The sequence below is a fragment of the Euzebya pacifica genome (genome assembly GCF_003344865.1).
Classification (GTDB): Bacteria; Actinomycetota; Nitriliruptoria; order Euzebyales; family Euzebyaceae; genus Euzebya; species Euzebya pacifica.
Genome location: NZ_CP031165.1, coordinates 5,383,402 through 5,409,238, shown reverse-complemented (window position 1 = coordinate 5,409,238; position 25,837 = coordinate 5,383,402). Strand labels below are relative to the sequence as shown.

23 protein-coding genes and 1 pseudogene are annotated in these 25,837 nt (G+C 70.4%); 13 read left to right on the top strand and 11 right to left on the bottom strand.

Annotated features, from left to right (window positions below):
* Positions 1 to 15: 15 nt before the first annotated feature.
* The 6 genes from DVS28_RS23310 to DVS28_RS23285 all read left to right on the top strand — a co-directional run bounded on the left by DVS28_RS23310 (position 16) and on the right by DVS28_RS23285 (position 7,365).
* Positions 16 to 1,224, top strand: a complete 1,209-nt coding sequence (locus DVS28_RS23310; protein ID WP_164710933.1) for an ROK family protein — start codon at positions 16 to 18, stop codon at positions 1,222 to 1,224.
* Positions 1,225 to 1,298: 74 nt separating this feature from the next.
* Positions 1,299 to 2,306 (top strand): sugar phosphate isomerase/epimerase family protein, encoded by a 1,008-nt coding sequence (locus tag DVS28_RS23305; protein WP_114593593.1) that lies wholly within the window; start codon positions 1,299 to 1,301, stop codon positions 2,304 to 2,306.
* Positions 2,307 to 3,488 (top strand): Gfo/Idh/MocA family protein, encoded by a 1,182-nt coding sequence (locus DVS28_RS23300; RefSeq protein WP_216826247.1) that lies wholly within the window; start codon positions 2,307 to 2,309, stop codon positions 3,486 to 3,488.
* Positions 3,489 to 3,641: 153 nt separating this feature from the next.
* Complete coding sequence (locus DVS28_RS23295; protein WP_114594363.1) at positions 3,642 to 5,129, top strand: ATP-binding cassette domain-containing protein; 1,488 nt, start codon at positions 3,642 to 3,644, stop codon at positions 5,127 to 5,129.
* On the top strand, positions 5,126 to 6,178 hold the full coding sequence (locus DVS28_RS23290) for an ABC transporter permease (RefSeq protein ID WP_216826245.1): 1,053 nt from the start codon (positions 5,126 to 5,128) through the stop codon (positions 6,176 to 6,178). The genes DVS28_RS23295 and DVS28_RS23290 overlap by 4 nt, the downstream gene beginning before the upstream one ends.
* Before the next feature lie 83 nt (positions 6,179 to 6,261).
* Positions 6,262 to 7,365, top strand: coding sequence for a substrate-binding domain-containing protein (locus DVS28_RS23285; RefSeq protein WP_114593592.1), 1,104 nt, complete (start codon positions 6,262 to 6,264; stop codon positions 7,363 to 7,365).
* 108 nt (positions 7,366 to 7,473) lie between these two features.
* Here the strand turns inward: DVS28_RS23285 and DVS28_RS23280 are convergent, their stop codons facing one another.
* From DVS28_RS23280 to DVS28_RS23265, 4 genes are all read right to left on the bottom strand, one after another.
* Positions 7,474 to 8,601, bottom strand: coding sequence for a baeRF2 domain-containing protein (locus tag DVS28_RS23280; protein ID WP_164710932.1), 1,128 nt, complete (start codon positions 8,599 to 8,601; stop codon positions 7,474 to 7,476).
* 81 nt (positions 8,602 to 8,682) lie between these two features.
* Entirely contained in the window at positions 8,683 to 9,912 is a 1,230-nt protein-coding gene (locus tag DVS28_RS23275) for an aminotransferase class I/II-fold pyridoxal phosphate-dependent enzyme (RefSeq protein WP_114593590.1), read from the bottom strand.
* The gene (locus DVS28_RS23270; RefSeq protein ID WP_114593589.1) at positions 9,909 to 10,349 is read right to left on the bottom strand and encodes a YdeI/OmpD-associated family protein; all 441 of its coding nucleotides are present in this window, start codon (positions 10,347 to 10,349) and stop codon (positions 9,909 to 9,911) included. Before DVS28_RS23270 ends, DVS28_RS23275 begins: the two co-directional genes overlap by 4 nt.
* Positions 10,350 to 10,360: 11 nt before the next feature.
* A complete protein-coding gene (locus DVS28_RS23265) occupies positions 10,361 to 11,638 on the bottom strand; it encodes an adenylosuccinate synthase (protein WP_114593588.1) in 1,278 nt (425 codons plus the stop codon).
* A gap of 147 nt (positions 11,639 to 11,785) precedes the next feature.
* Between DVS28_RS23265 and DVS28_RS23260 the strand changes: the two genes are divergently transcribed.
* Positions 11,786 to 12,133: a DUF4267 domain-containing protein gene (locus DVS28_RS23260; RefSeq protein ID WP_114593587.1), complete on the top strand. Its 348-nt coding sequence runs from the start codon at positions 11,786 to 11,788 to the stop codon at positions 12,131 to 12,133.
* Here the strand turns inward: DVS28_RS23260 and DVS28_RS23255 are convergent.
* The 3 genes from DVS28_RS23255 to DVS28_RS23245 form a co-directional block, all read right to left on the bottom strand.
* Positions 12,130 to 13,113, bottom strand: coding sequence for a threonine ammonia-lyase (locus tag DVS28_RS23255; RefSeq protein WP_216826244.1), 984 nt, complete (start codon positions 13,111 to 13,113; stop codon positions 12,130 to 12,132). The two genes, DVS28_RS23260 and DVS28_RS23255, sit on opposite strands and share 4 nt — an antisense overlap.
* A gap of 224 nt (positions 13,114 to 13,337) precedes the next feature.
* Entirely contained in the window at positions 13,338 to 13,544 is a 207-nt protein-coding gene (locus DVS28_RS23250) for a dodecin family protein (RefSeq protein WP_164710931.1), read from the bottom strand.
* 102 nt (positions 13,545 to 13,646) lie between these two features.
* Positions 13,647 to 14,597 (bottom strand): glutaminyl-peptide cyclotransferase, encoded by a 951-nt coding sequence (locus DVS28_RS23245; RefSeq protein ID WP_114593585.1) that lies wholly within the window; start codon positions 14,595 to 14,597, stop codon positions 13,647 to 13,649.
* Positions 14,598 to 14,739: 142 nt separating this feature from the next.
* Here DVS28_RS23245 and DVS28_RS23240 point away from each other — a divergent pair, with 142 nt between their 5' ends.
* Complete coding sequence (locus DVS28_RS23240; RefSeq protein ID WP_114593584.1) at positions 14,740 to 15,813, top strand: class I fructose-bisphosphate aldolase; 1,074 nt, start codon at positions 14,740 to 14,742, stop codon at positions 15,811 to 15,813.
* A 33-nt stretch (positions 15,814 to 15,846) separates the two neighbouring features.
* Here DVS28_RS23240 and DVS28_RS23235 read toward each other — a convergent pair whose 3' ends face one another.
* Positions 15,847 to 16,782 carry an alpha/beta fold hydrolase gene (locus DVS28_RS23235; protein WP_114593583.1) on the bottom strand — a complete coding sequence of 312 codons (936 nt, stop codon included), beginning with the start codon at positions 16,780 to 16,782 and terminating at the stop codon, positions 15,847 to 15,849.
* 65 nt (positions 16,783 to 16,847) lie between these two features.
* Between DVS28_RS23235 and DVS28_RS30200 the strand changes: the two are divergent.
* From DVS28_RS30200 to DVS28_RS23215, 4 genes and pseudogenes are all read left to right on the top strand, one after another.
* Positions 16,848 to 17,863: pseudogene (locus tag DVS28_RS30200) on the top strand (helix-turn-helix transcriptional regulator).
* A 137-nt stretch (positions 17,864 to 18,000) separates the two neighbouring features.
* Positions 18,001 to 19,806, top strand: coding sequence for a cell wall-binding repeat-containing protein (locus DVS28_RS23225; protein ID WP_164710930.1), 1,806 nt, complete (start codon positions 18,001 to 18,003; stop codon positions 19,804 to 19,806).
* A gap of 162 nt (positions 19,807 to 19,968) precedes the next feature.
* The gene (locus tag DVS28_RS23220; RefSeq protein WP_114593581.1) at positions 19,969 to 20,670 is read left to right on the top strand and encodes a hypothetical protein; all 702 of its coding nucleotides are present in this window, start codon (positions 19,969 to 19,971) and stop codon (positions 20,668 to 20,670) included.
* A gap of 49 nt (positions 20,671 to 20,719) precedes the next feature.
* Positions 20,720 to 22,381 carry an AMP-binding protein gene (locus DVS28_RS23215; protein ID WP_114593580.1) on the top strand — a complete coding sequence of 554 codons (1,662 nt, stop codon included), beginning with the start codon at positions 20,720 to 20,722 and terminating at the stop codon, positions 22,379 to 22,381.
* A gap of 9 nt (positions 22,382 to 22,390) precedes the next feature.
* On the opposite strand, the gene DVS28_RS23210 is transcribed toward DVS28_RS23215, so the two are convergent.
* Both DVS28_RS23210 and DVS28_RS23205 read right to left on the bottom strand, forming a co-directional pair.
* Positions 22,391 to 22,774, bottom strand: a complete 384-nt coding sequence (locus DVS28_RS23210) for a nuclear transport factor 2 family protein (protein WP_114593579.1) — start codon at positions 22,772 to 22,774, stop codon at positions 22,391 to 22,393.
* Complete coding sequence (locus DVS28_RS23205; RefSeq protein WP_114594360.1) at positions 22,771 to 23,889, bottom strand: trans-sulfuration enzyme family protein; 1,119 nt, start codon at positions 23,887 to 23,889, stop codon at positions 22,771 to 22,773. The genes DVS28_RS23210 and DVS28_RS23205 overlap by 4 nt, the downstream gene beginning before the upstream one ends.
* Before the next feature lie 70 nt (positions 23,890 to 23,959).
* On the opposite strand from DVS28_RS23205, the gene DVS28_RS23200 reads away from it, so the two are divergent.
* Positions 23,960 to 24,895, top strand: a complete 936-nt coding sequence (locus DVS28_RS23200; RefSeq protein ID WP_114593578.1) for a glycosyltransferase family 2 protein — start codon at positions 23,960 to 23,962, stop codon at positions 24,893 to 24,895.
* Between the two features lie 24 nt (positions 24,896 to 24,919).
* On the opposite strand, the gene DVS28_RS23195 is transcribed toward DVS28_RS23200, so the two are convergent.
* Complete coding sequence (locus DVS28_RS23195; protein ID WP_114593577.1) at positions 24,920 to 25,831, bottom strand: DUF4393 domain-containing protein; 912 nt, start codon at positions 25,829 to 25,831, stop codon at positions 24,920 to 24,922.
* Positions 25,832 to 25,837: the final 6 nt, after the last annotated feature.

Here is a 25,837-nt window from a genome sequence, read left to right as displayed (position 1 = left end):
ACCAACCGAGACTCCGTGCGCCAGCAGAACCTGAGCACGGTCCTCGGACAGGTCCACCGCGCAGGACAGCTGTCCCGCGCGGCCCTCACCACGTCGACCGGGCTGAACCGGTCGACGATCCGGACGCTCGTCGCCGAGCTCGAGCAGCGTCACCTGGTGACCGAGGGCGACGCCGTCGTGACCGGGTCCCCGGGCCGCCCCTCCCCGGTCGTCGCCGCTCGCGGGGACGGCGCGGTGGTGCTGGCTGCCGACGTCAAGGTGTCGAGGATCATCTTCGCCGTCGTCGGGCTCGGTGGGACCGTGCACCAGCGGGTCGAGGTTCCGCTCACCGACGACAGCCGGGGTGTGGCCCCCACCGTCGACCGCCTCGTCGAGCTGATCGGGACGGCCCTCGCTGAGTCCCCCGACCTCCACGTCGTGGGACTCGGGGTGTCCGTCGCCGGCATCGTCCGGGTAGCGGACGGGTTCGTGCACCTTGCACCGAACCTCGGCTGGGTCGACGTACCGCTCGCGAACCTGCTCGTCGATCGGCTGTCCGGCGACCTCGGCATCACCGACCTCGACGTCGTCATCGGGAACGAGGCCGACCTGGGTGCGCTCGCCGAGCACGTCCGCGGTGCCGGCAGCGGCACGCGCGACATGGTCTACGTCTCGGGAGAGATCGGGGTCGGTGGCGGAATCGTCGTCGACGGACGGCCGCTCGTCGGACGCAGCGGCTACGCCGGTGAGATCGGCCACATGGTCGTCAACCCCGAGGGCCGCCCCTGTCACTGCGGCTCGATCGGGTGCTGGGAGACCGAGATCGGCCAGCGGGCGCTGCTGCGCCACATGGGCTGGGCCGACGGCGGCGACCACGAGGTCGTGGACGCGATCATGCGGGAGGCCTCGGCCGGGAGCCAGCGTGCCCTGGATGCCTTCGCCGAGGTCGGCACCTGGCTGGGGATCGGACTCGCCAGCCTCATCAACGTGCTCAACCCACAGCGTGTGGTCCTCGGGGGCGTGTTCGCCCGGGCCTTCTCCTACCTGATCGATGCCGCCCGCGTCGAGGTCGACCGTCGCTCGCTCGGCCCCGCTCGCGCCGTGACGGCCATCACCCCGGCGACCCTCGGCGAGGACTCCTCCCTGGTCGGCGCGGCCGAGATGGCGTTCACGCCGGTCCTGGCCGATCCAACGCTCCTGCCGCTGCACGACACCGACGTCGACGTGGCCGCCACCGCGTCCTGACACGCCACCCGGCGTCCTGACTCACTCCACCCCTGAACGACACAACCACCCAAACACCCAAGGAGACAACCAACATGGGCCGACCATTCACGCTGTTCACCGGTCAGTGGGCCGATCTTCCCCTCGAGGAGGTCGCTCGCCTCGCGTCGGAGTGGGGCTACGACGGCCTCGAGCTCGCCTGCTGGGGCGACCACTTCGAGGTCGACAAGGCGATGGCCGACGACGGGTACGTCCAGGGTCGCAAGGACCTGCTCGCCAAGTACGATCTGCAGGTCTTCGCCATCTCCAACCACCTGGTCGGCCAGGCCGTGTGCGACAACCCGATCGACGAGCGCCACCAGGGCATCCTGCCGGCGCGCATCTGGGGTGACGGCGAGGCCGAAGGTGTTCGCCAGCGCGCCGCGGAGGAGATGAAGGACACCGCCCGCGCCGCCGCTGCACTCGGCGTCGACGTGGTCGTCGGGTTCACCGGCTCCCCCATCTGGCACACCGTGGCCATGTTCCCGCCCGTCCCGCAGGACATGATCGACCGTGGCTACGCCGAGTTCGCCGAGCGCTGGAACCCGATCCTCGACGTCTACGACGAGGTGGGGGTCAGGTTCGCCCACGAGGTCCACCCCTCGGAGATCGCCTACGACTACTACACCACCAAGGCGACGCTGGAGGCCATCGGCCATCGTGAGGCGTTCGGCCTGAACTGGGACCCCTCCCACATGGTCTGGCAGGGCATCGACCCCGCCAACTTCATCCTCGACTTCGCCGACCGGATCTACCACGTGGACTGCAAGGACGCGAAGGTCAACCGGGCTGACGGCCGCCGCGGCCGCATGGGCTCCCACCTCCCCTGGGCGGACCTTCGCCGGGGCTGGGACTTCGTGTCCGTCGGCCGGGGCGACGTCAACTGGGAGGAGTGCATCCGCGCCCTCAACGAGATCGGCTACGACGGCCCGATCTCGGTTGAGTGGGAGGACGCCGGCATGGACCGCCTGCAGGGTGCGCCCGAGGCCCTCGAGCTGCTCAAGACCCTCAACTGGGAGAAGCCGTCCGGCTCCTTCGACGACGCCTTCGGGAGCGACAGCTAGATGGCCGCCGCGTCCCCCGGCGAGCGACTGAATGTCGCGATGATCGGCTACAGCTTCATGGGCCGCGCGCACGCGCAGGCCTGGAGCACCGTCGGCAGGCACTTCGACCTGCCGGTGCAGCCCCACATGAAGGTCGTGGTCGGTCGGTCCGCGGAGAAGGTCGAGGAGGCCCGCGCGAAGCTCGGCTTCGAGGAGGCGGCCACCGACTGGCGCGAGGTCGTCGCGCGTGACGACATCGACATCGTCGACATCTGCACGCCCGGCTCGAGCCACCACGAGATCGCCATCGCGGCACTGGAAGCCGGCAAGCACGTGCTGTGCGAGAAGCCGCTGGCCAACACCGTCGAGGAGGCGCAGGCCATGGCCGACGCCGCCGAGAAGGCACGCGTCAACGGTGTCCGCTCGATGGTGGCCTTCAACTACCGTCGTGTGCCGGCGCTCGCGCATGCCAAGCAGCTGATCGAACAGGGCGTCATCGGCGACATCCGCCACGTGCGGGCGGTCTACCTGCAGGACTGGATCGTCGATCCGGAGTTCCCCCTCGTGTGGCGGCTCCAGGCCGACCTGGCAGGCTCCGGGGCGCTGGGCGACATCGGGGCGCACATCATCGACCTGGCCCAGCACCTGACCGGCGCGACGGTCGAGGAGCTGACCGGGCACACCCACACCTTCGTCACGGAGCGCCCGCTGGCGGAGGGGTCCGATGGCCTGTCGGCCACGGGCAGCGGTGGTACCGGCCCGGTCACGGTCGACGACGCCGCGCTGGTGATCGCACGGATGTCCGACGGTGCGCTGGCCACCTTCGAGGCCAGCAGGTTCGCGACCGGCCGCAAGAACGGGCTGCGGATCGAGCTGAACGGCTCCAAGGGCAGCATCGCGTTCGACCTCGAGCGGTTGAACGAGCTCGAGCTGTTCACCGCCGATGGGACACCAGCCACCGAGGGCTTCCGTAGGATCCTGGTCACCGAGGGTGACCAGCCGTACATGGAGGCGTGGTGGCCGCCAGGCCACATCATCGGGTGGGAACACAGCTTCGTGCACGAGGTCCGCGACCTCCTCGTCGCGATCGCTGAGGGCAAGGACCCCCAGCCGGGGTTCGCCGAGGGGCTGCAGGTCCAGCAGGTGCTCGATGCCGTGCAGTCGGCGTCCGACCAACGCGGTTGGGTCACCGTCCCCGAGTGAGACCAAGACCGGTATCGGTCGCCTGACAACATTCAGGTGACCGATACCGGCTCAAGATGCGCTGTTGACCGGGCCATCGAAACTATTTAGTTTACGTAGACAACCTACTAGTGAAGTAGAAAGGACGAGCCGGTGAGCCGACCACTGCTCGAGATGCACGGGATCGTCAAGGAGTTCCCCGGTGTCCGTGCCCTCGACAACGTCGACCTCGACGTGCGTCCGGGCGAGGTCCACTGCCTGCTGGGCCAGAACGGCGCCGGCAAGTCCACCCTCATCAAGGTCCTGGCGGGCGCCCACACCCCCGACGAGGGCCGGATCGTCTGGCAGGGCGAGGACGTGTCCTTCGCCCACCCGATCGATGCGCTCGGCCACGGCCTGGCCACGATCTACCAAGAGCTGGACCTCGTCGACGGCCTGTCGGTCGCCGACAACATCTTCCTCGGCCACGAGCACTCCCGCGGGGGGTTCGTCAGCCGTGGGGAGACCAACAAGGCCGCAGCAGCGCTGCTCGCCCGGCTCGGCCACCCCGAGATCAAGCCCGGACGCGAGCTCGGGTCCCTGACCCCCGCCGGCAAGCAGATCACCAGCATGGCGCGGGCGCTGTCGTACAACGCCCAGCTGATCGTCATGGACGAGCCATCTGCGGTGCTCGACGGTGACGAGGTCGGCAACCTCTTCCGCGTCATCAAGGAGATCACCAGCGAGGGCGTGGCGGTCGTCTACATCTCCCACCGCCTCGAGGAGATCCGTGAGATCGGCGACCGCGTGACGGTCCTCAAGGACGGTCGCACCGTCGCCCAGGGCCTTGCCGTGGCCGACGTCACGACCCGCGAGGTCGTCTCGCTGATGACCGGTCGGGACATCGAGTTCGTCTTCCCCGACCGGCCCACGACAGCCGTCGAGACGGGTGCCCCACTCCTCCGGGTCGAGGGCCTCAGCCGCAAGGGCGAGTTCGCCGACGTCTCCTTCGACGTCCACCCGGGCGAGATCCTCGGCCTGACCGGCCTCGTCGGCGCCGGTCGCTCGGAGATCCTCGAGACGGTCTACGGGGCTCGCACCCCCGACGAAGGCACCGTGACCCTCGACGGCCAGCGGATGCGCCCCGGGTCGGTGACCGCCGCGGTGAAGGCCGGGATGGGCCTGTGCCCCGAGGAGCGCAAGGCGCAGGCGCTGGTGCTCGGCGACACCGTCATCCGCAACGTCTCCCTGGCCACCCTCGGTCGGTACGCCAACGCAGGCCTCATCGGTGCCGAGGCCGAACGCGAGGACGTCGAGAAGCTGACCCGTGACCTCGACGTGCGTCCTGCTGACGGGCGACGCGTCGTGCGGACCCTGTCCGGTGGCAACCAGCAGAAGGCCGTGCTGGCCCGCTGGCTGCTGCGCGAGTGCAAGGTCCTGCTGCTCGACGAGCCCACCCGCGGCGTCGACGTGGGGGCCCGCAGCGAGCTGTACCAGCTCGTCCGCGATCTCGCCGACAGCGGCGTCGCCGTGGTCATGGTCTCCAGCGAGGTGCCCGAGGTCCTCGGCCTGGCGGATCGTGTGCTCGTCGTCAGAGACGGCCGCGTCGTCCACGAGAGCCCGGCCACAGAACTCACCGAAGCCGACGTGCTGGACCTCGTCATGGAGGGCCACGCCGCATGAACACCACGACCGACACAACAGGAACAGAGCCGACGATGCTGACCGACGACCCTGCACACGTCACCGACGCCGAGGCGATCCAGGCCGATGGCAGCGCACGCGCCAAGCTGGGCGGCGCGCTGGGCCGCATGGGCAACCTGGGGCTGGTGGGCGCGATCGTGCTCGTCGCCCTCGTGGGTGCCGTCACTGCGCCCGACAACTTCCTGACCAGCGACAACCTGCTGACGATCCTGCGACAGGCAGCCGTCATCGGTGTGGTCACCGTCGGCATGACCTTCGTCATCATCGGCGGCGGCATCGACCTGTCGGTCGGTGCGCTCGTCGCGCTGGCGTCGGTGTGGGCGACAACCGGCGCGACGCAGGAGTTCGGCGTCCTCGGCATGGTCGGCGTGGCGCTGCTCGTCGGCACCCTCGCAGGCCTCGTCAACGGGGTCCTGATCGCCTACGGACGGGTCGTCTCGTTCATCGCGACGCTGGCGATGCTGGTCTCCGCCCGGGGCCTGGCCGCCAACATCTCCAACAAGCGTGTGCAGCTCGTCGAGGTGCAGGGCTTCACCGAGATCAGCCAGGGTGACTTCCTCGGCCTGCCGAACCTGGTCTGGGTCGTCGCGATCGTGTTCGTGGTCGGCTGGGTCCTGCTCAACCGCACCACCTTCGGACGACACACCTTCGCGATCGGTGGCAACGTCGAGGCCGCGCGCCTGGCCGGCATCAACATCCGCCGCCACACGATGATGCTGTACGGCCTCTCGGGCCTGTGCACCGGCATCGGCGCGATCCTGATCGCCGCCCGCACCACCACGGGGTCCAGCACCCACGGCGAGCTCTACGAGCTCGACGCCATCGCCGCGGTGATCATCGGCGGGACCCTGCTGACGGGTGGCAAGGGCACCATCGTCGGGTCGGCGCTCGGTGTCTTCATCTTCACGCTGCTGCAGAACGTGTTCGCCCTGAACAACCTCTCCACCGACCTCCAGAACATCGCCAAGGGCCTGATCATCGTCGCGGCCGTCCTGCTGCAGATGCGGTCCGCGCGCGACCGCGCCTGATCCACGGGGTCTCCCCACCCGGTTGCCCGCAGGGCAGCCATCCGAGCCAGTCACGAGCCAACAACGACAGAGGAGCCAGAGCCATGACCGAGTCAACCACTTCCCGCTTCGGGCTGATGCGCCTGATGGCGGCGATGATCGCCGTCCTCCTGCTGCTGACCGCCTGCACCGGCGACGGCAGCAGCGACGACGAGACCACCGACGGGGACAGCGAGACCTCCGAGGAGACCGCCGACGCCGACACCGGTGAGGAGACCGGCGACGAGGCCGCAGGGTCGACCACCGGCGAGGCCGTCACCATCGGCTTCTCCGCCCCGGCCGCCGACCACGGCTGGATCGCCGCCATCACCGAGAACGCCCAGGCCACCGCCGACGAGTTCGACGACGTGACCCTGGAGGTCACCGAGGGCACCAACGACGTCAACCAGCAGATCGCCCAGGTCGAGACGCTGATCAACTCCGGCGTCGACGCCCTGGTCATCCTGCCCTTCGAGGGCCAGGCCCTGACCCAGGTCGCCCAGCAGGCCATGGAGGCCGGCATCCCGGTCGTCAACCTCGACCGCGTCTTCTCCTCCCCGCAGGCCTACCGGACCTACATCGCCGGTGACAACTACGGCATGGGCGTCAGCGCCGGCAACTACATCGGTCAGCGCCTGACCGACGAGGGCGTGACCGACCCGGTCATCGCCGAGATCGCCGGTATCGACAACCTGCCCCTCACCCAGGACCGCAGCCAGGGCTTCGCCGACGCGCTCGAGACCTTCGGCTTCGAGGTCACCGCTCGTCAGGCCGCGGAGTTCACCGTGGAGTCCGGCCAGGCCGTGACCGCCAACCTGCTGCAGGCCGAGCCCGAGATCGACGCCATCTGGAACCACGACGACGACCAGGGCATCGGCGTCCTGGCCGCCATCCAGGAAGCCGGCCGCGACGAGTTCTTCATGGTCGGTGGCGCCGGTTCCGCCAACGCGATGCGTGAGATCCAGTCCGGCGAGTCCGTGCTGCAGGCCACCGTCCTCTACAACCCGTCCATGTCCTCCTCCGCGATCCGCCTGGCGCGTGCCATCGCGCAGGGCACCGGCCTCGACGGCCTGGCGGAGAACGACGTTCCCGCCGAGATCATCACCTTCTCCGCGGTCGTGACCGCCGAGAACGTCGAGGAATACCTCCCGGTCGGCTTCGAGTCCTAGGACCCGACCGCGGCCGGCCGCGAGGCCGGCCATCCACCAACACAACGGCGCGACCCGGGGGAGGGTCGCGCCGTTGTGGTGTGTACGGGGGTCGGGCCGGCGGGTGACCTAACCGAGTGCGTCGTGGCCGCGCAGGGATGCCGCGAGGCCGTCGGGGTAGTCCGTCAGCGCGTCCTGCACCACGACGACCTCTGCACCGGTGGCCGCTGCAGCCGCCATGGCGCCATCGGCCAGCGGCACCCGGGTCGCGGGCAGGTCCAGCTCGTGCAGGCGGGCGGAGTCAGCCACGATCTGCGTCGGCTCGTCGCCGATGTAGGCATGGGCGTCGGCCGCCGCGCGGAGGTGCACGACCAACGTCTCGACCCGGCCCTCGAACAACGCCCGGAGGACGTCGTGACGGCCGGTGACCCCGTCACCACGACCGACGGCGTCGGTGACCGCTCGCTGGCGCGAGGCGCGGTGATAGGCGGCGGCTCGACGGACGGCCGCGTCGGCCTCCTCCTGCACGTGGTCGGCGGAACCGTCGTCGGCACGCCCGCCGGTCTCGAGGTCGACGACGAGGTCCTGCAGGTCGTCTGGGAGCAGGTCCTGCAGCATCGCCACGGCGGTCTCGTCACCGGTCAGGGCGATCAGCTGCAGGTGGCGGTCGCGGGTCTCCTGCGTCAGCCGGTCCGCGACGAGGCGCAGGTTCTCCTCCCACTGCTCCTCGGCCCGCTGCTGGAACCGCCGCTGCGACCACCCACCGGGATTGGACTTGGTGATGTGCTGGCTCTCGCCGTCGACGGTCAGGTCGATCTCCTCGTGGCCGGCGGTCACGAGCTCGACGTCCGCACCGATCCGGTCGACCATGACCAGGGCGTGGGGGATCCACGTCTGCTGGGCTGCGATCAGCTCGCCCAGGGCGGGCAGGGGCCCCGCGACGGCACCGGCCGGCAGCGTCTCGGCCGTAGCGAACACCGCGATGTCGTCGGGTCCAGCGACACCAACGAGCGTCATGGCGTCGGCGTGGCCGTGGGCACGAAGGGCGTCGACGAGGCGGTCGGCGGTCGACTCGGCGTCCACGTCGGGGGTGCTGTCGAGCAGCTCGACCACGTTTCGGCGGGCGTTGGACAGCTCGACGTCGAAGCGGTCGCCGGCGTCGGTGGACTCGCTCGGCGCTGGCACCGTCACGGTCACCAGGGCACGGTCCGCGCTTCGTCGGAGGACGGGATCAGGGGTGAGGGTGGAGTGGGTCATGGCCATTGCGTTCCCTGTTCCCCCGTGGTCAACCCCCCACGGCCGGGCAGACGGTCGCACAGGTTCCGCTGCTGCCGGTGGTCAGGCGGCCCGCAGCACCTCGATCACACGCCCGACGGCATCGGCCACGACCTCGGGTGGGTTGGCCGCGTAGCACAGGCGGAAGATGCCGGGGTCGGGGGCACGCAGCGCCGACCCGGGGGTCAGGTTCACGTCGGCCTCGTCGAGGATCCGCTGCCACAGGGCGTGTTCGGCCTCGACCGTCGGCTCGGCCAACCATTCCCGCAGGTCGCAGAGGACGAAGAACCCGGCGGTCGGGGGCAGGTGCGGGACGTCGGCGGCGGTCAGGGCTCGGCTGACCGTGGCGGCCAGGTTGCCGAGGCGATCGCGCATGGCGTCCAGGTAGGTGTCGACCCACGCGTCGTCGGCCAGCATGGCGGCGATGGCGTGCTGGGCCAGGCTGGACACCCCGGTCCAGATGCCCTGCAGCTCGATGGCGTTGCGCAGCGGTTCGTTCTCGGTCACGACGGCTCCGCAGCGCAGGCCGCTCATGCCGAAGTCCTTGCTGACGGCCCACACGACGTGCAGGTGGTCGCCCAGGGACGGGCGCAGCCGCCCGGCGCTGGCGAAGTCGGTCCCCTCGCCGAAGACCGTCAGGCCGTAGACCTCGTCGGCGATGACGTGGATGCGACGGTCCTCGGCCCACGCGATCAACGCCTCGACCTCGTCGCGGTCGCGGACCTGCCCGCGCGGGTTGTCGGGGTTGGTCAGCAGCAGGATCGGCGTCGGCCGTCCGGCATCGGTGCGGGCGCGGTCGAGCATGTCCGGGGTCAGCCGGTAGCCGTCCTCGGCCCGTGTGGGGACGCCGACGACATCCAGGCCGGCCCGGGCACCGAGGTCGGGCCAGAAGCCGGCGTAGGAAGGCGTGGGCACCAGGACGCCGTCGCCCGGGTCACCGAGGACGAACGCCATCGCCTCGAGCACCGCGCTGGCACCCGACAGCACACCGACGTGGGCGGGGTCGATCGCCCGACCGAACATGCGCCGGCCGACGAGCCCGGCGATCGCCTCGCGGAGGACCTGCCTGCCGGCGTTGGCGTCGTAGCCGACCACCCTCGGGGGCACCGGCGGGAAGGACTCCAGCCGCGGCCCCAGCAGGTCGAACATCTGCAGGTTCTCCGCGATGGCCAGGCTGACGTACCCCGGATCGTCCTGACGGGCGACGTGGGCGTCGATGTAGCTGGCGAACCCGCCCGCGAGCATCCCGCGGCCACGGGAGGAGAGGGAACCCGCGGTGTCCCCTGTGGTCACGCGAGCTGCTCGAGGACCTTGGCCACACGCCGTTCGGCGGTGTCTGCCTTTGTGGCGTCGGCCACCGAGCGTGCGTGCTCCTTGCGTCGTGAGTACGACAGCTGGTCGAACGCGTCCCGCAGCCCGGCATCCTCGAGGGCGGCGGCCAGGAGCCCGGGCACGTCCACGACGCGTTCGCCCTCGACCAGCTCCAGGACGACGGTGACCCGGTCCCCGGGTCCGAGCCCAGAGGCAGTGCGATGGGCCTTGTTCAGGGGAAGGAGGTACTTGCCGCCCATGACCGCCACGGTGCTGTCATAGGTGTAGCCGTCGACGTCGACCTTCACGGGTGGGCGTTTCCCGGCGCCGAGCGCCTCGACGTGGTCGGGTGGCACCTCTATCCCGGTGTTGTTGCCGAAGGCGAGCAGGGTGGTGGTGAAGGTCGTCGTCGAGGGCATGGGACCGATGCCTAGATGTCGCGTTCGAGGGTCTGGCGGCGGGCGGGGCCGACGGAGACCCACCGGATCGGGGTGCCGCTCAGCTCCTCGAGGCGTTCGACGTAGGCCTGCGCCTGCTTGGGCAGCTTGGCGTACTCCGTCACCTCGGTGATGTCGGTGCGCCAGCCCTCCACCTCTTCGTAGACCGGTTCGGCGTGGTGGAACGCGGTCTGGTGCGGCGGGAAGTGCTCGAACTCCTCGTCCTGGTAGCGGTAGGCGCTGCAGATCTTCAGCGTGTCGAACTCGCTGAGCACGTCGAGCTTGGTCAGGAAGTGCTCGGTCAGGCCGTTGACGCGTGCGGCGTAGCGCGCCAGCACCGCGTCGAACCAGCCGACACGCCGGCGACGGCCGGTCGTGGTGCCGAACTCGCGCCCGACGGCGGTCATCCGCTCGCCGATCTCGTCGTGCAGCTCGGTCGGGAACGGACCGGCGCCGACACGGGTGACGTAGGCCTTGGTGATGCCGATGACCCGCTCGATGTGCTTGGGACCGAGGCCCGCACCGGTCATCGCGCCACCGCTGACGGGGTTGGAGGAGGTGACGAACGGATAGGTGCCGTGGTCGAGGTCCAGCAGGGTGCCCTGGGCGCCCTCGAGCAGGACCGTCTCACCCTTCTCCAGGCCCTCGTGCAGCAGCATCATCGTGTCGGCGATGTAGGGGCGCAGGCGCTCGGCGTACACCGCGTACTCGGTCTCGATGTCGACGGCCTTCATGGGCAGCCGGTTGTAGACCCGCGACAGGATCGCGTTCTTCTCCTTGAGCACGACGTCCAGCTTCTGCCGGAAGATCTTCATGTCGTACAGGTCCTGCACGCGCAGCCCCACACGGGAGGCCTTGTCGGCGTAGCACGGGCCGATGCCGCGCTTGGTGGTGCCCAGCTTCTGCCGACCGAGGTACCGCTCGGTGACCGCGTCGAACTCGCGGTGGTACGGCATGATCAGGTGGGCGTTGGAGGAGATCTTCAGGCGCGAGACGTCCAGCCCCTGCTCGACCAGCCCGTCGAGCTCCTCCAGCAGCACACCGGGGTCGACCACGACGCCGTCACCGATGACCGGGGTGACGTGGCCGTACATCACGCCGCTGGGCACGAGGTGCAGCTTGAGGGTGGTGTCGCCCACGATGATCGTGTGGCCGGCGTTGTTGCCGCCCTGGTACCGCACGACGTAGTTCACGTCGTCGGCCAGCAGGTCGGTGGCCTTGCCCTTCCCTTCGTCGCCCCACTGGGTTCCGACGATGACGATGGCTGGCACGGTGGTTCGCTCGCTTCCGGTGCTCGGGAGGCCGTGGATGTCACGGCAGGATGCCTGATCGTAGAGGGTCGGGTGCTCACTTGCCTCGTGCCCGGGGGGCCGGGGTGTGCCCTATGCTCCGGCCTCCCTGGAGTCGGAGGAACACCCGTGAACAAGTACAGCGTTGCAGCCGCGACCGCGGCGATCGGATTCGGTGCCGGCGAGCTGCTGGCGCCGGACAAGGCGATGAAGCTCTTCGGCGTGGCCGAGGAGGACCTCAACCCGTCGATGCGGGCGATCGTCCGCGCCTTCGGTGGCCGCAACCTGACCTACGGCGCGATGATGCTGACCAAGCAGGGACGCAAGGCGCTGATGGGTGCGCTGCCGCTCGTCGTGGCCACCGAGGCGGCAGCCGCGGGGTTGTCGATCACCCGTGACGAGGTCTCGCCCGTCCTGCCGGCCCTCGGTGCCGGCGCCACGCTGGTGATCGCAGCGCTGCTGGTGAAGGGCCGCTAGACGCGTTCGAGGGCGCGGACCAGCATCGCCGGATCGGCGTTCCCGCCCGAGCAGACGACCGCCGTGGTCAGGCCCTCGGTGGGCACCTTGCCGGCCAGGACCGCGGCGAGGGCGATCGCTGCCCCCGGTTCGACGACGACCTTCAGCTCGACCATCGCCGTGGCCATGGCGTGCAGGGCCTCGTCGTCGGAGACCGTCAGCACCTCGTGCAGCAACCGGCTGTTGATCGGCCAGGTCAGCCGGCCGGGCGTCTCGGTCTGGACGGCATCGCAGATCGAGCGGGCGTCCGGGTCGTTGCGCAGCCGCTCGCCCGCCTCGATCGACCGGCGGGTGTCGTCGAAGTCATCGGGTTCGACGGCGACGCGTCGGGTGCCGGGGGAGTCGGCCTCCAGCGCCAGCATGCAGCCGGCCGACAGCCCGCCACCGGAGATCGGGACGACGAAGGTGTCGAGGGTGGCCCCCAGCTCGGCGGCCTGCTCGATGACCTCCAGGCCGAGGGTGCCCTGCCCGGCGATGATGTTGGGGTGGTCGAAGGGGGGCACGACGACCATGCCGCGCTCCTCGGCCACGGCCATGCCGACGGCCTCGCGGTCCTGGGTGTAGCGGTCGTAGAGGACGACCTCGGCCCCGTACTCGCGGGTGTTGGTCAGCTTCATGGCCGGCGCGTCCTCGGGCATGACGATGACGGCGGACACGCCCGCCATCCGTGCGGCCAGCGCGACGGCCTGGGCGTGGTTGCCGGAGGAGAACGCCAGCACGCCCGCCCGCTTCTCCTCCTCCGTCAGTCGGGAGATGCGGTTGAACGCCCCGCGGAACTTGAACGCGGCGACCTTCTGGAGGGACTCGGCCTTGACCAGCAACCGGCCGCCCACCCGCTCGTTCAGCCGAGGCGACTCCAGCAGGGGTGTGCGGACGGCATGGCCGGCAATCCGCCCGGCGGCGGCGCGGACGTCCTCGATGGTCGGCAGATCAGGGGTCACCGGTTCCTCGCCTCCTCAGTACGGGTTCGTCGGCTCGGGCTGGCCGGCCCGAGCCGCGTGTGCCTTCCCCACCGCCGGCAGGCGTCCATCGCGCACGGGGTCCGACGGTGTGCGCGTTCCCCAGCCCACCAAGGTGCCCATCGCACACGTGGCGCGGGGGTGGGTGCGTTCCCCACCCGTCGAGGCTGTCCATCGCACACGCCGCGCGAGGACGGGTTCACCCGTCAGGACCGCTCGATGCGGAACCGGATCCGGACGTGGGTGTGGAACTCGCTGATCTCGGTGCCCTCGACGATGGCGGACTGCTCGAGCACGTCGAAGCCCTGGATGCCGCGGAGGGTCTTGGCCGCCTCGTCGAGGGCCTTGGAGGCGGCGTCCTGCCAACCCTCCGTCGAAACGCCGACGAGATCGATGGTCTTGATGACGGCCACGGGGGGCTCCTGTTCCGGGACGCGGATGTGGGTGGCGGGGGCCGCATGCTACCGAGCGCGACCGGCCGGACGCGAAGCGAGCGCCGATGGGAGGTCGGGCGGTCAGTCCCGGCGCGGGAAGTACGGAAGGTGGAAGGCCACGTCCTCCGCCTCGTCGTCACACCCCTCGACGCAGTCGAACGCCACCTCGTACATGACCGGCCATAGCTTGCCGGTGACCAGCCAGGTATCGGTCGTGGGGTCGTAGGCGATCCCGTTGAGCACGTCGGCGGTGCCGTCCTCGTCCTCGGCCCAACGCCCGTTGGGGAGGGCGATGGCGCTGGCGTCGATCTCGCCGGCGCTGCCGTCGGTGGTGTCGATCACCAGGATCCGGTCGGTCTGCCACACGTTGGCGAGCACCAGGTCGGTGCCCGAGACGCACTCGAGCTCGTTGATCCGGCGGACGGGCTCACCGTCGAGGGTGACGGTGACCTCGCTGATCGTCGCGAAGGTGTCGGGGTCGCGTTCGGTGAGGGTGGCGGTGCCGTTGGACATCCAGAGGGAGCCGCGGGGCATGTCGCAGATGCCCCACCCCTCGCCCTCGTAGGAGTAGGTGCCGGTCGCCTCCAGGGTGTCGCGGTCGTAGACGTGGGCGACCTCGCTCTGCCAGGTGATCTGCACGATCCGGTCGCCGACGACGGTCGCCCCCTCGCCGAACTCCTCCTCACCCAACGGGGTCGAGGAGAGGACGGCGCCGTTGGAGGGGTCGATCTCGGTCATGGCGGACTGGCCGTACAACCCGCGACTCTCGAACAGCCTGCCGTCGTGGAACTCCAGCCCCTGGGTGAACGCCGAGGCGTCGTGCGGCCGCTCGCCGACGACCCGCAGCACGTGGGTCCGGCCCGAGAAAGGTGTGCTGGACTCGTCCTCGTCCGCGCTGGGCGTCGGTGACTCGGTCAGGTCGTCCACCAGCTCGGGCACCGTCGGGCCGGTGGCCGACTCCGTTCCGGGGGTGGCGCAGGCCGAGAGCAGGCCGAGGAGGCTCAGGAGGACCAGGCGGGACAGTCGCTGCATGGCCTCGACTCTGGCACGATCCGCCCCGTCGCGCCCGGCCGTGCCGTCCCGAGTGGCGAGGTCGACCCCGAGTGGGCAAGGCTGGACGCCGACGAGACGAGCCCGATCGACGAGCCGAGACCCCCGGAGGTCCACCAAGACAATGAGCACCATCGACGACATCACCAGCCTGCTGGGCGACGACGCGAGCAACCTCCTGGAGCACCAGGCGACGGTCGACTCGGATCTGCTGACGCTGCCGGGCGGCGACGTCGTGAACCGTGTCTACGCCGACACCGACCGCAACAACCGTGTCCTGGGCAGCCTGGAGCGGCTGATCGGCAGCGGGCGCCTGGCCAACACCGGCTACGTGTCGATCCTGCCCGTCGACCAGGGCATCGAGCACTCCGGCGGGGCCTCGTTCGCCCCCAACCCGGCGTACTTCGACCCCGAGAACATCGTGCGGCTGGCGGTCGAGGGAGGTTGCAACGCCGTCGCGTCGACGTTCGGCGTCCTGGGTGCGGTCAGCCGCAAGTGGGCCCACCGGATTCCGTTCATCGTCAAGATCAACCACAACGAGCTGCTGACCGCACCCAACACCTTCGACCAGATCAGCTTCGGTACGGTCGACCAGGCCTACGACATGGGTGCGGCCGGCATCGGCGCGACGATCTACTTCGGGTCCGAGGAGTCCAACCGCCAGATCGTCGAGGTCGCCGAGCAGTTCGCCCACGCCCACGAGCTCGGCATGTTCACCGTGCTGTGGTGCTACCTCCGCAACTCGGCGTTCAAGGTCGGGGGCACCGACTACCACGTGGCCGCGGACCTGACCGCCCAGGCCAACCACCTCGGCGTCACCCTCGAGGCCGACATCATCAAGCAGAAGCTGCCGGAGAACAACGGCGGCTACAAGGCGATGAACAGCGGCGACTCCAGCTACGGCAAGCTCGACGAGCGCATCTACACCGACCTGGCGACCGACCACCCGATCGACCTGTGCCGCTACCAGGTCCTGAACTGCTACTCCGGTCGCATCGGCCTGATCAACTCCGGCGGCGCCTCCTCCGGTGCCACCGACAAGGCCGAGGCCGTCCGGACCGCCGTGGTCAACAAGCGCGCCGGCGGCATGGGCCTGATCAGTGGCCGCAAGGCTTTCCAGCGCCCGATGGCCGAGGGTGCGGAGCTGCTGCAGGCGATCCAGGACGTGTACTTGTGTGACGAGGTGACGATCGCCTGATGCCGCCAGGGGGGTGCCCGGGGAGGGGCGCGGTCACCCCTCGAGCCAACTCAGGATGGTCCGGTTGGTCTCCTCCGGCAGCTCCTGCTGGATCCAGTGCCCACAGTCCAGGTCGACGACCTCCACGTTGGGGACGAAGTCGGCCAGCTGGTCGGACCGGGCAATCATGTCGCGTGTGCCGTACACCATCAGGGCCGGCTGCGAGATGATCGGGTCGACCTTCCCCAGCAGGTCCCAGTTCCGGTCGAGGTTGCGGTACCAGTTGATGCTGGGGGTGAACCCCGACTCCTCGAACGCGGACACGAACACGGCCAGATCGGCGTCGTCCATGATCGGCTCGCCGAGCGGCGCACCCGCCGTGGCGAGGTTGCTCATGGCGTTGCCCGGCTCGGGTGCGGCGGGAGGCGGCAGGTCCTTGCGGTAGAGGTTGCGCAGGAACTGGTGGGTGTTGGCGTCCAGCACCGCGTCGGCCACGCCCGGCTGCCGGTTGAAGTGCACGAAGTAGAAGTCGCCGCCGAACACGGCCTCCATCCACTCGATCCATGGCGTCTCGCCACGGACCTGGTAGGGAAGGCTCAGGTTGATCACCCGGCTCACGCGGTCCGGGTGGAGCAGGGTCAGGCCCCAGACGACGTTGGCGCCCCAGTCGTGACCGACGAAGACCGCGTCGTCGTACCCGTAGTGGTTGAGCAGTCCGACGAGATCACCGGTCAGGCGCCCGATGTCGTAGTCGGTCACCTCGACCGGTCGGGACGAGCGGCCGTAGCCCCGCTGGTTGGGCACGATGACGTGGTAGCCCGCCGCGGCCAGGGCACCCATCTGGTGACGCCAGGAGAAGGCGTGCTCCGGCCAGCCGTGGCACAGCACGATGGGGTTGCCCGCGTGCTCGCGGCCGGCCTCGAAGACCTCGAGGGTGATGCCGTTGACGGGAACGAGGGTGGGTGTGGGAAAGGCGTGTGAATCGAACATGTGGCCACCATGCCGCCCTGAAGTGGCCACCCCATTGGCCAGTTTTCTGTGGAAGTCTGACTGGCATGCGAATCGACCGCCTGGTGGCCATCCTCCTGTTGCTGCAACGGCGTGGGCAGGTCACGGCTGCGGAGGTCGCCGAGGAGCTGGAGGTCTCCGTGCGCACCGCTCGGCGTGACCTCGACGCGTTGCTGGTCGCCGGTGTGCCCCTCTACTCCGTGCGTGGACGAGGCGGCGGGTGGCGCCTTGTCGGCGGTGCCAGCACCGACCTGTCGGGGTTCACCGCAGGCGAGGCCCGTGCGCTGTTCCTCGCCGCGGGCCAGGCGGCGCCCGAGGCGCCGGAGGTGAAGGCTGCGTTGCGCAAGCTCGTCCACGCCCTGCCGGAGCCCTTCCGGGGACAGGCCGAAGCTGCCGGCGCATCGTTGCACGTCGACGCACAACGATGGGGTCCAGTCCGATCCAGCATCGGCCGCCGCGGTTCCTCGACGCGCTCCAGGATGCGGTGATCCGCCGCGTGCAGGTGCGGTTCGGGTACGTCGACCGTGAGGGCGCCGTGAGTCGGAGGGTCATCCACCCCCTGGGCATCGTTTCCAAGGGGTCGACGTGGTACGTCGTCGCCAACACCGACGCAGGCACGCGCACCTTCCGAATCGACCGGGTCTCCGACGTCGACCCCACCGATGATCCGGTCGACCGTCCCGAGGACTTCGACCTCGCTGACAGCTGGCGCGAGATCGCCGACGAGGTGGAACGCCGGCGAACACCGCTGGAGGTCCAGGCGCTGTGTGCACCCGGCGGGATGGGGCTGCTCCGCATGCTCCTCGGCGACCGGCTCGAGGTGGGCCGGGCGATCCACGACGGCCGTGTCGAAGTGGTCATTCGTGGCCACAACGAGTACGCCCTCGCGGGCGAGCTCGCAGGGTTGGTCGAGTGGTTGGAGGTCACCGCCCCCACGGGCGTGCGGAACCAGCTGACCTGGATCGGCCACGAGCTCGTCTCGAGGTACGGCGGTGCGGCGGACGTCGCGGAATGGGCGGCCGATGCGGCACGGGCGCGCCGGAGTCAGGGACCCAAGCCCTGACTGTCGCGCAGGCGGCAACAACCCGCGGCGCTGAGCGCCCTTCGCACCCGTCTGCCCCACCCCTTTACAGGAACGGGTGCTCCGGTATCCTGCGCAGACTCGTCCCAGCAGTCGGGACCGAACCCTGGGGAGGGAACATGACCGCTCGTCGAGCCATGGTGGCCGTTCTGGCGCTGCTGCTGGTATTGGGAGGGACCACGACCGGTGCAGCCGGTCCGGCGGAACGGAACCAGGAGCCGGACTGGTTGGCGAGGGTCAACGAGCTTCGAGTCGGGTCGGGCCTGCACCCGCTGGTGGAGGACCCCGGACGCAGCGCGGCGCTGCAGGAGGCCGTGAACTACATGGCTGGCACGGGTCAGGTGGGGCACGAGCTCCCCGACGATGCGGGACCCGCGGCGCAGCGTGCCGCGAGGAGCTCCAACCTGACCCACGAGCTGGCGGGCACCACCCCCACAGCGATGGTCGATGGCTGGATGACCGACCCCGGGCACCTCGTCAACGTGCTCAATCCCGATGTCGCGCTGACCGGATTCGCCCAGGCGACGTTCACCGAGCAGACCTCCAACGCCGGGGATGTCGTCGCCGGCCTGTGGACCATCCAGCAGGACGGCGAGGACCAACCGCCCGCGCCCCGCTACCCCTACGTCTTCCCCGGGGAGGGTTCGACGGTCGAGCTCCCGCCATCCGATGGGCCGAGCTACGACGAGTCCTGGGCTCACTGTGACGGGTACGTGGCCCCCGTCGGGTTCCCCGTGCTGGCCATGCTGGACAACCCGTTCGAGCCGACGTCCACCATCGGTGCGACTGCCCTGGTCAACACCGACACCGGCGCAGGTGTCGAGCACTGCCGGGCGGTCGGGGATGGCGCCATCCTGCGCAACACCGTGTCGATCCTCCCCCGCCATCCCCTGCCCGCCGGCCGCTACCGGGCCACCGTGGAGGTGGACGGGGCACCGCTGACCTGGACCTTCGGCATCGGCAACGAACCGACCCAGCCGACCGAACCGCCGGCAGCGGTTGCCATGGAGGTGGTGGCCGAGGACCCCACGTCCCTTTCCGTCCGTATCAGCACCGAGCGCTTCCTCCCGGCGGCGGCAGCCCATGCGGTGCTGGCCAGCGCCGAACGGTTCCCCGACGCGCTGGCAGGCACGGCCCTGACCGGTACGGGTCCGATGCTGCTCACCCCGTCGGGCTCGCTGGATGACGCCGTCGCGGGCGAGCTCCAACGTGTCGTGCCGGCAGGTGGCACCGTGTTCCTCCTGGGCGGCGAGGCGGCGTTGTCAGGCGCTGTGGAGTCAGCGGTCACTGCGCTCGGCTTCACCCCACGACGCCTCGCAGGCCCCACCCGTGTCCACACGGCCGTGGAAGTGGCCCGGGTCGTCACGGGTTCGGTGGGTTCGACGGAGGCTGTGGTTGCCCGTGCGGGCAGCGGCGGGGCGGACCAGACCGCGGCGTGGGCGGACTCGGTGGCTGTTGGGGCGTGGACGGCCGACACGGCCTCGCCGGTCCTCCTGACCGACTCGACATCGCTGTCGCCCGAGGTGGATGCGGCCCTTCAGGAGCTCCGCATCGCGATGACCGTCGTGGTGGGCGGGACCGCCGCCGTCAGCGACGCGGTGATGGCCTCCCTGCCCGCCCCCGACAGGGTCGCCGGCAGCAGCCGCACGGGTACCGCGGTGGCGATCGCCCAGCAGCTCGTCGCAGGCACCGGGGTGGTGTTGATCGACGGGTTCGCCGAGGACGGGTGGGCAAGCGGGCTCGCCGGTGCCGGCCTGGCTGCCGACCGGGGCTGGGCGGTCCTGATGGCCGGTCAGGACACCCTGCCCGCCGATACCGCTGCGGCCCTCCCGGGCTGCGCCAGTCAGGTGGCGGTCGTCGGTGATGCCGCGTTCACCGAGGGTCTGCGGTCGTCGTTGGCCGAACGGCTCGACCCCGGGTGCTGAGCCCCCGGTAAGGACGCCGTCCACGGGCGCGGAAGAAGGGGCGAACGCCTCCCTCGTGGACGGCAGGGGGCCGGTCGGATGCCTGGCCGGGACCGGACGGACGGACCCGCCCTTGACGAAACCACCTCTCCCGGAGGACAGTCGCCTTGGAGGAGGTCGTCCATGACCATTCACACCTGTATCCGTTGTCCGCTGCGCTTCACCAACAGGGCCGAGCTCGCGGATCACATGGCACACGATCACCGCGTGCCGGGTGAGGTGCTGGAGGTGCTGGCCTACCCGGGTGCCCACGAAGCGCGCCCGTTGTATCGCCAGTTCGCATCGGACGACGGGGTGCACCGCATCCTTCTGATCGCCAACCAGACGCTCGGGTCCGAGTCAGTCATGGCGACGATGCATGCACGCCTGCGGGCCCACGAACGCGTCAGCGTGTTCGTGGTCGTTCCTGCCACTCCGTCGGAGCACCTGGCGAGTGCCCCGGGCGCGGGTCGGCCGGCGGCGGCGGAGGCTGGGCTCGATGCCCGGACCGACGACGCCGGTCTGGCCCAAGCGCGCTTCAGGCTGCGCCGGGCCGTGGCGATGCTCACCGACGTGGGGATCGTGGCCCACGGTCGGATCGGTGACGCCAACCCCCTGCGGGCTGCCGCGTCGGTCATGACCGCCGAGCCCATCGACGAGATCGTCCTCTGCACGCTCGACCATGCGCTGTCCCGCTGGTTGCGTGCCGACGTCCCCACGGCGCTGCGACGCCAGTACGACGTGCCGGTCACCGCCATCGTGGTCCCACCGGGCGCCGAGGAGGACGCGCCGACCGACGACCTCGCGGTGAATGGCACCCTGGCTGCAGAGGCAACAGGCGCCTGAGCCAACCCGACACCGGCGACAGGGTGGAGGTGTGCTTCACTCCACCGCCATGGAGCGAGCAACGAACGGGTTGAGCGGGCGGGCGGCGACGGCCCTCGGCGGCGGGGTCAAGTACGGGCGGATCGCCTGGACGATCGCCAGGTCGGGCATCGTCCCGCTCCGCCTGCATCGCGGCGCACCGATCCTCCCGGCCCTGCTGCGGTACGGCACGACGATCGCGGGCCTCTACGCCGGGGCAGCCGCTGCCGTCGGTGACCGACCGGCGATCGTCGACGACCACGGCATGGTGACGTTCGCCGAGCTCGACCACCGTGCGGGGGCGCTCGCGGCCGCGATGTCGCGGGAGCTCGACGTGACGGCCGGGTCCACGGTCGGGCTGCTGGCCCGCAACCACGCTGGCTTCGTCGAGGCGCTGCTGGCCTGCGGGCGGATCGGTGCCCACGTCATCCTGCTCAACACCGGGATGAGTCCGGCCCAGGCGGCCGTCGTCGCCGAGCAGCAGGGCATCGAGGTCCTCGTCGTCGACGTCGACCTGCTCGACAAGCTCGAGGAGGTCGACGCCGACGTTCCGCGCGTGCTGTGCGGAACGGGCCCCGACGACCACGACGGCTGGACCACCCAGACGCTGGTCGCGGCAGGGGTGGGCCGGCCCGAGCCACCCAAGCCTGCCGAACACGGTCGCACCGTGGTCATGACCTCGGGCACGACCGGTGCGCCCAAGGGCGCGCAGCGTCCCTCGTCCGGCGGTCCCGACGCGCTGGCCGCGATCCTCTCCCGCATCCCCGTCCGCGCCGACGAGGCCAGCCTCGTCCTGCCGCCGCTGTTCCACACGTGGGGGCTGGCGAACCTGCAGATCGCCGCCGCGATGCGGTCAACGGTCGTGCTGCGCCGCCGGTTCGAGCCCGCCCAGGCGTTGGCGGACCTGTCGGCCCACCGCTGCACCGTCATGGCCGCAGTCCCCGTCATGCTGCAGCGCATCCTCGAGCTTGCGCCCGACGAACGACCCCAACGCGACTTCGCGCACCTGCGGATCGTCGCGTCCAGCGGCTCGGCCCTGCCCGGTCCGCTGGCCACGAAGTGGATGGAGGCCTTCGGTCCCACCCTGTACAACCTCTACGGCTCGACCGAGGTCAGCTGGGCCACGATCGCCACACCGGAGGACCTGCGTGCCGCACCGGGGACGGCCGGCAAGCCACCGCTCGGCACCGCGCTGCGGGTCCTCGACGACGACGGGCGCGACGTGCCCGCCGGGGAGATCGGGCGCATCTTCGTCGGCAACGACCTGCTGTTCGAGGGGTACACCGGTGACGTTGCCGGCAAGGAGTCCATCGACGGGCTCATGGCCACCGGTGACGTCGGCTCGCTGGACGCCGAGGGCCGGCTGTACGTCTCCGGCCGCGACGACGACATGATCGTCTCCGGTGGCGAGAACGTCTTCCCCAAGGAGGTCGAGGACCTCCTGGCCCACCGTGACGACGTCAAGGAAGCCGCGGTCATCGGTGTCGACGACGAGGAGTTCGGCCAGCGCCTGGCGGCCTTCGTCGTGCCCACCGACCGAGACAACCCACCGGATCCCGACGAGCTCCGCGCCCATGTCAAGGCCAACCTCGCCAACTTCAGCGTCCCCCGCGACGTCACGTTCCTCGACGAGCTGCCACGCAACCCCACGGGCAAGGTCGTCGCCCGTGACCTGCCCGGGCAGGGCTCGTGACCTCCGGGGTCAGTCGTCGCCCCAGGGCGAGAGGTCGGCGTCGCGTTCGACCCAGACCCCGTCCCAGCGGCTGATCCGCCCGTCCTCCTCGACGGGGGCATCGAGGGTCAGCAGCACCCGGCCGTGCTGGCCGTAGGCGTGGGAGTCCGCGCGGAACCACACCGTGTAGGACAGCGCGCCGCGGTCACCGGCCAGCCAGACGTCGTGCACGGCCGCGACCTCGCGTCGACCGCCGTAGGCCAGGAAGTGCGCGAGGACCGCGTCCTGTCCCTCGACCGGCGGCTCGCCGACGGTGTCGACCAGCACCGCGTCGTCGGCGAACAGCTCCGCGGCGTCGTCGGGGTCACCGGCGAAGGCCGCTTCGATCGCCGCCCGCAGCTCCTCGACGGTCATCCGGCGGCGTCCGCCGCCGCGTCGAGTCCGGCGGACAGGTCCGCCCACAGGTCCTCGACGTCCTCGATGCCGACGCTCAGGCGGATCAGGCCCGGGTGGGTCGCCTCCTCGCCCGGCTGGCGGTTGCGACGTTCCATCGACGACTCGACCCCGCCGAGGCTCGTGGCGTACACGATCAGCTCGGCGGCGGCGCAGACGGTGTCGGCGGCCTCGGCGGTCGGCAGGACGAACGACAGCAGCGCGCCGTAGCCGTCCATCTGTCGGGTCGCGACCTCGTGACCGGGGTCCGTCGGCAGGCCGGGATAGTGGACACGCTGCACCAGCGGGTGGGCGTCCAGTCGACGCGCGAGCTCCAGCGCGTTGGCCTGCCCTCGCTGCACGCGCACGTCGAGGGTGCGGATGCCACGCAGGGCGAGGAAGCAGTCCATCGGCCCGGGGATGGCGCCGTGCAGGCCGCGGTGGGCCCGAAGCGCCTCGACCAGCTGTTCGTTGCGGGTGACGACCGCCCCCATCAGCAGGTCGGAGTGGCCGGCGAGGAACTTGGTGACCGAGTGCACCACCACGTCGGCGCCCAGCTCCAGCGGGCGCTGGACCACCGGCGAGGCAGCGGTGGAGTCCACCACCAGCATCCCGTCCTTCGCGGCGACGCCGTCGGCCAACGCCCCCAGGTCGGCGACGGTGATCAGCGGGTTCGTGGGGCTCTCGACCCACGCGACGCCGCCGATGGGCAGCGCGTCGAGGAACGCCTCGGTGTTGGCGACATCCACCGAGTCGGTCAGCAGCCCGGTCGTGGCGTCCAGCAGCGCACGGGTCCCGTGGTAGCCGTCCAGCGGCTGGACCAGGCCCGGTCGCCCCCTGACGGCGACCTCGACGAGCGCCGAGATCGCGGCCATCCCGGAGGCGAACACGACCGCGGTGCCGCCCTCCAGCGCCCCGATGGCGGCTTCGACCGCATCGAAGGAGGTGTTGGTGTAGCGGCCGTACTCCGACGGGGTCGGCGCGTGCCGGACGGAGGCGAACTCCGGCGGCTGCGACAGCGGGTTGCCGGGCACGCGGTCGGGCCGGCCGGCGGCGACGGCGACGGTCGCGCGGGTGTGGGAGGAGGAGTGGCTCATCGGCACGCAGCGTAGGCGGCCGGGCGGCCAGCGTGTGCCCTCGCCTGCTCGTCGTACCATCCGTGCAGCCATGAACGAGCAGATGCCCCCCGTGACCGACCTCGACGTCACCGTTGTCCTTCCCGCCCTCAACGAGGTGGGCCACATCGGCCAGGAGGTCGACCGCATCACCGCGGCGATGAAGGAGAGTCCTTACTCCTTCGAGATCCTCGTCATCGACGACGGGTCCACCGACGGCACCGGTGACGCCGTCGAGGGCCGCCCCTTCGTCCGCCTGATGCGTTTCCCGGTCAACCGCGGGTCGGGCACCGCCCGGCGGATCGGCAGCCAGGAGGCCTACGGCAAGTACGTCGTGTGGACCGACGCCGACATGACCTACCCCAACGAGCGGATCCCCGAGCTCATCGACATCCTCGAGACCGGTCGGGCCCAGCAGGTCGTCGGCGCCCGTCGCACCGAGGAAGGCACCCACAAGCTGCTGCGCGTGCCCGCCAAGTTCATGATCCGTCGCCTGGCCGAGTACCTGACCGCCACGGAGATTCCCGACCTGAACTCGGGCCTTCGCGCGTTCAAGCGGGCCGATGCGCTGCCCTACCTCGGGCTCCTGCCGACCGGCTTCTCCTGCGTGACCACGATCACCCTGTCGTTCCTCTCCAACGGGCTGGTCGTGGAGTACATGCCGATCGACTACGCCCAGCGTGCCGGCCGGTCCCACTTCCACCCGATCAAGGACGCCTACCGCTACATCCTGCAGGTCGTGCGGATGGTGACGTTCTTCGAGCCGCTGCGGGTGTTCGTCCCCATGGCGCTGATGCTGCTGTTCCTCGGCGGCGCCAAGTTCCTCTACGACGTCATCGGTGGGGCGATCACCAACGGCGACCCCTTCGCCCTGTCGATCAACACCGTGCTGCTGCTGATCACCGGCCTCATCCTGTTCTCGATGGGCCTGCTCGCCGACCTGATCGTGCGCACCAGCAAGCACAGCGCCGGGCCCAACCGGCAGTGACCCCCATCAGCTGACGACGAGGGGTCAGCCGCTGACGGGGTCGTCGATCGTGCCGCCGCGTCCCAGCAGGCAGGTCCGGGCGAAGTCGGTGCCGAACGGGGTGACCCGCAGGCTCTTGCGGATCGTCTTGGTCCGGCTGTGGCTGCGCAGCGCGGCGAGCACGTCGGGCTGGGCCTCCAGCACCTGATAACGGCTGTGGTCCTCGACCTGGTCGCTGGAGTGGGCGATCAGCCCGAGGCGCTGGAGGTTGTTGAGGTAGGCCGGGACACGGTCGAGGTACCGGCAGCCGGCCTCGGCGCCGACCATGTTGAGGTCCGACTCGATCAGCTCCGACGCGCCGGGTATCGGGCTGGACGTCCGGACGTCCACGATGGCCTGGGGGCCCTCCAGCTCCATCAGCCGCAGGATGCGCGCCTCGTCGGGGGCCATCTGGTCGAGGATCCGGGCGTAGGCCGGGTGGTACGGCTCGTCGTAGGTGACGTCGGCGGACGCCTCCAGCAACGCGGCACCCTTGGCCTGCAGGTCGTCGGCCGACCGGTCGGGGAGGGCACGGTGCTGCTCGCGGGGCATCTGCAGCCCGACGACGCGGCCGGCGTCGTCGACGATGCCCAGCAGGTCGCGGGCCTGTTCGCGCAACGCCTCGGTGGCGTCGTCCAGCAGCGACGTCGCCGTCTCGCCGGCGACCGCGGCCTTGATGACCCGGTTGCCGATGCGCATCGACGCGCCCAGCCCCCAGCGGCCGAGGCGGGCGGTGGCGCCGACGGTCAGGCGGGCCAGCCCCACGCCGGCGGTGACGACCCGGACGGGATCGGCCTGCAGCGACAGGTCGTCGGCCATCTGGCGACCGGCGTCGACTGCGCGTGCGGTCGGGACGACCGGCAGGCCCGTGTCGGTACGGGCGCGGTCGTCGTCGGGGAACTCTCGGTCGGTGCTCATGGTTGG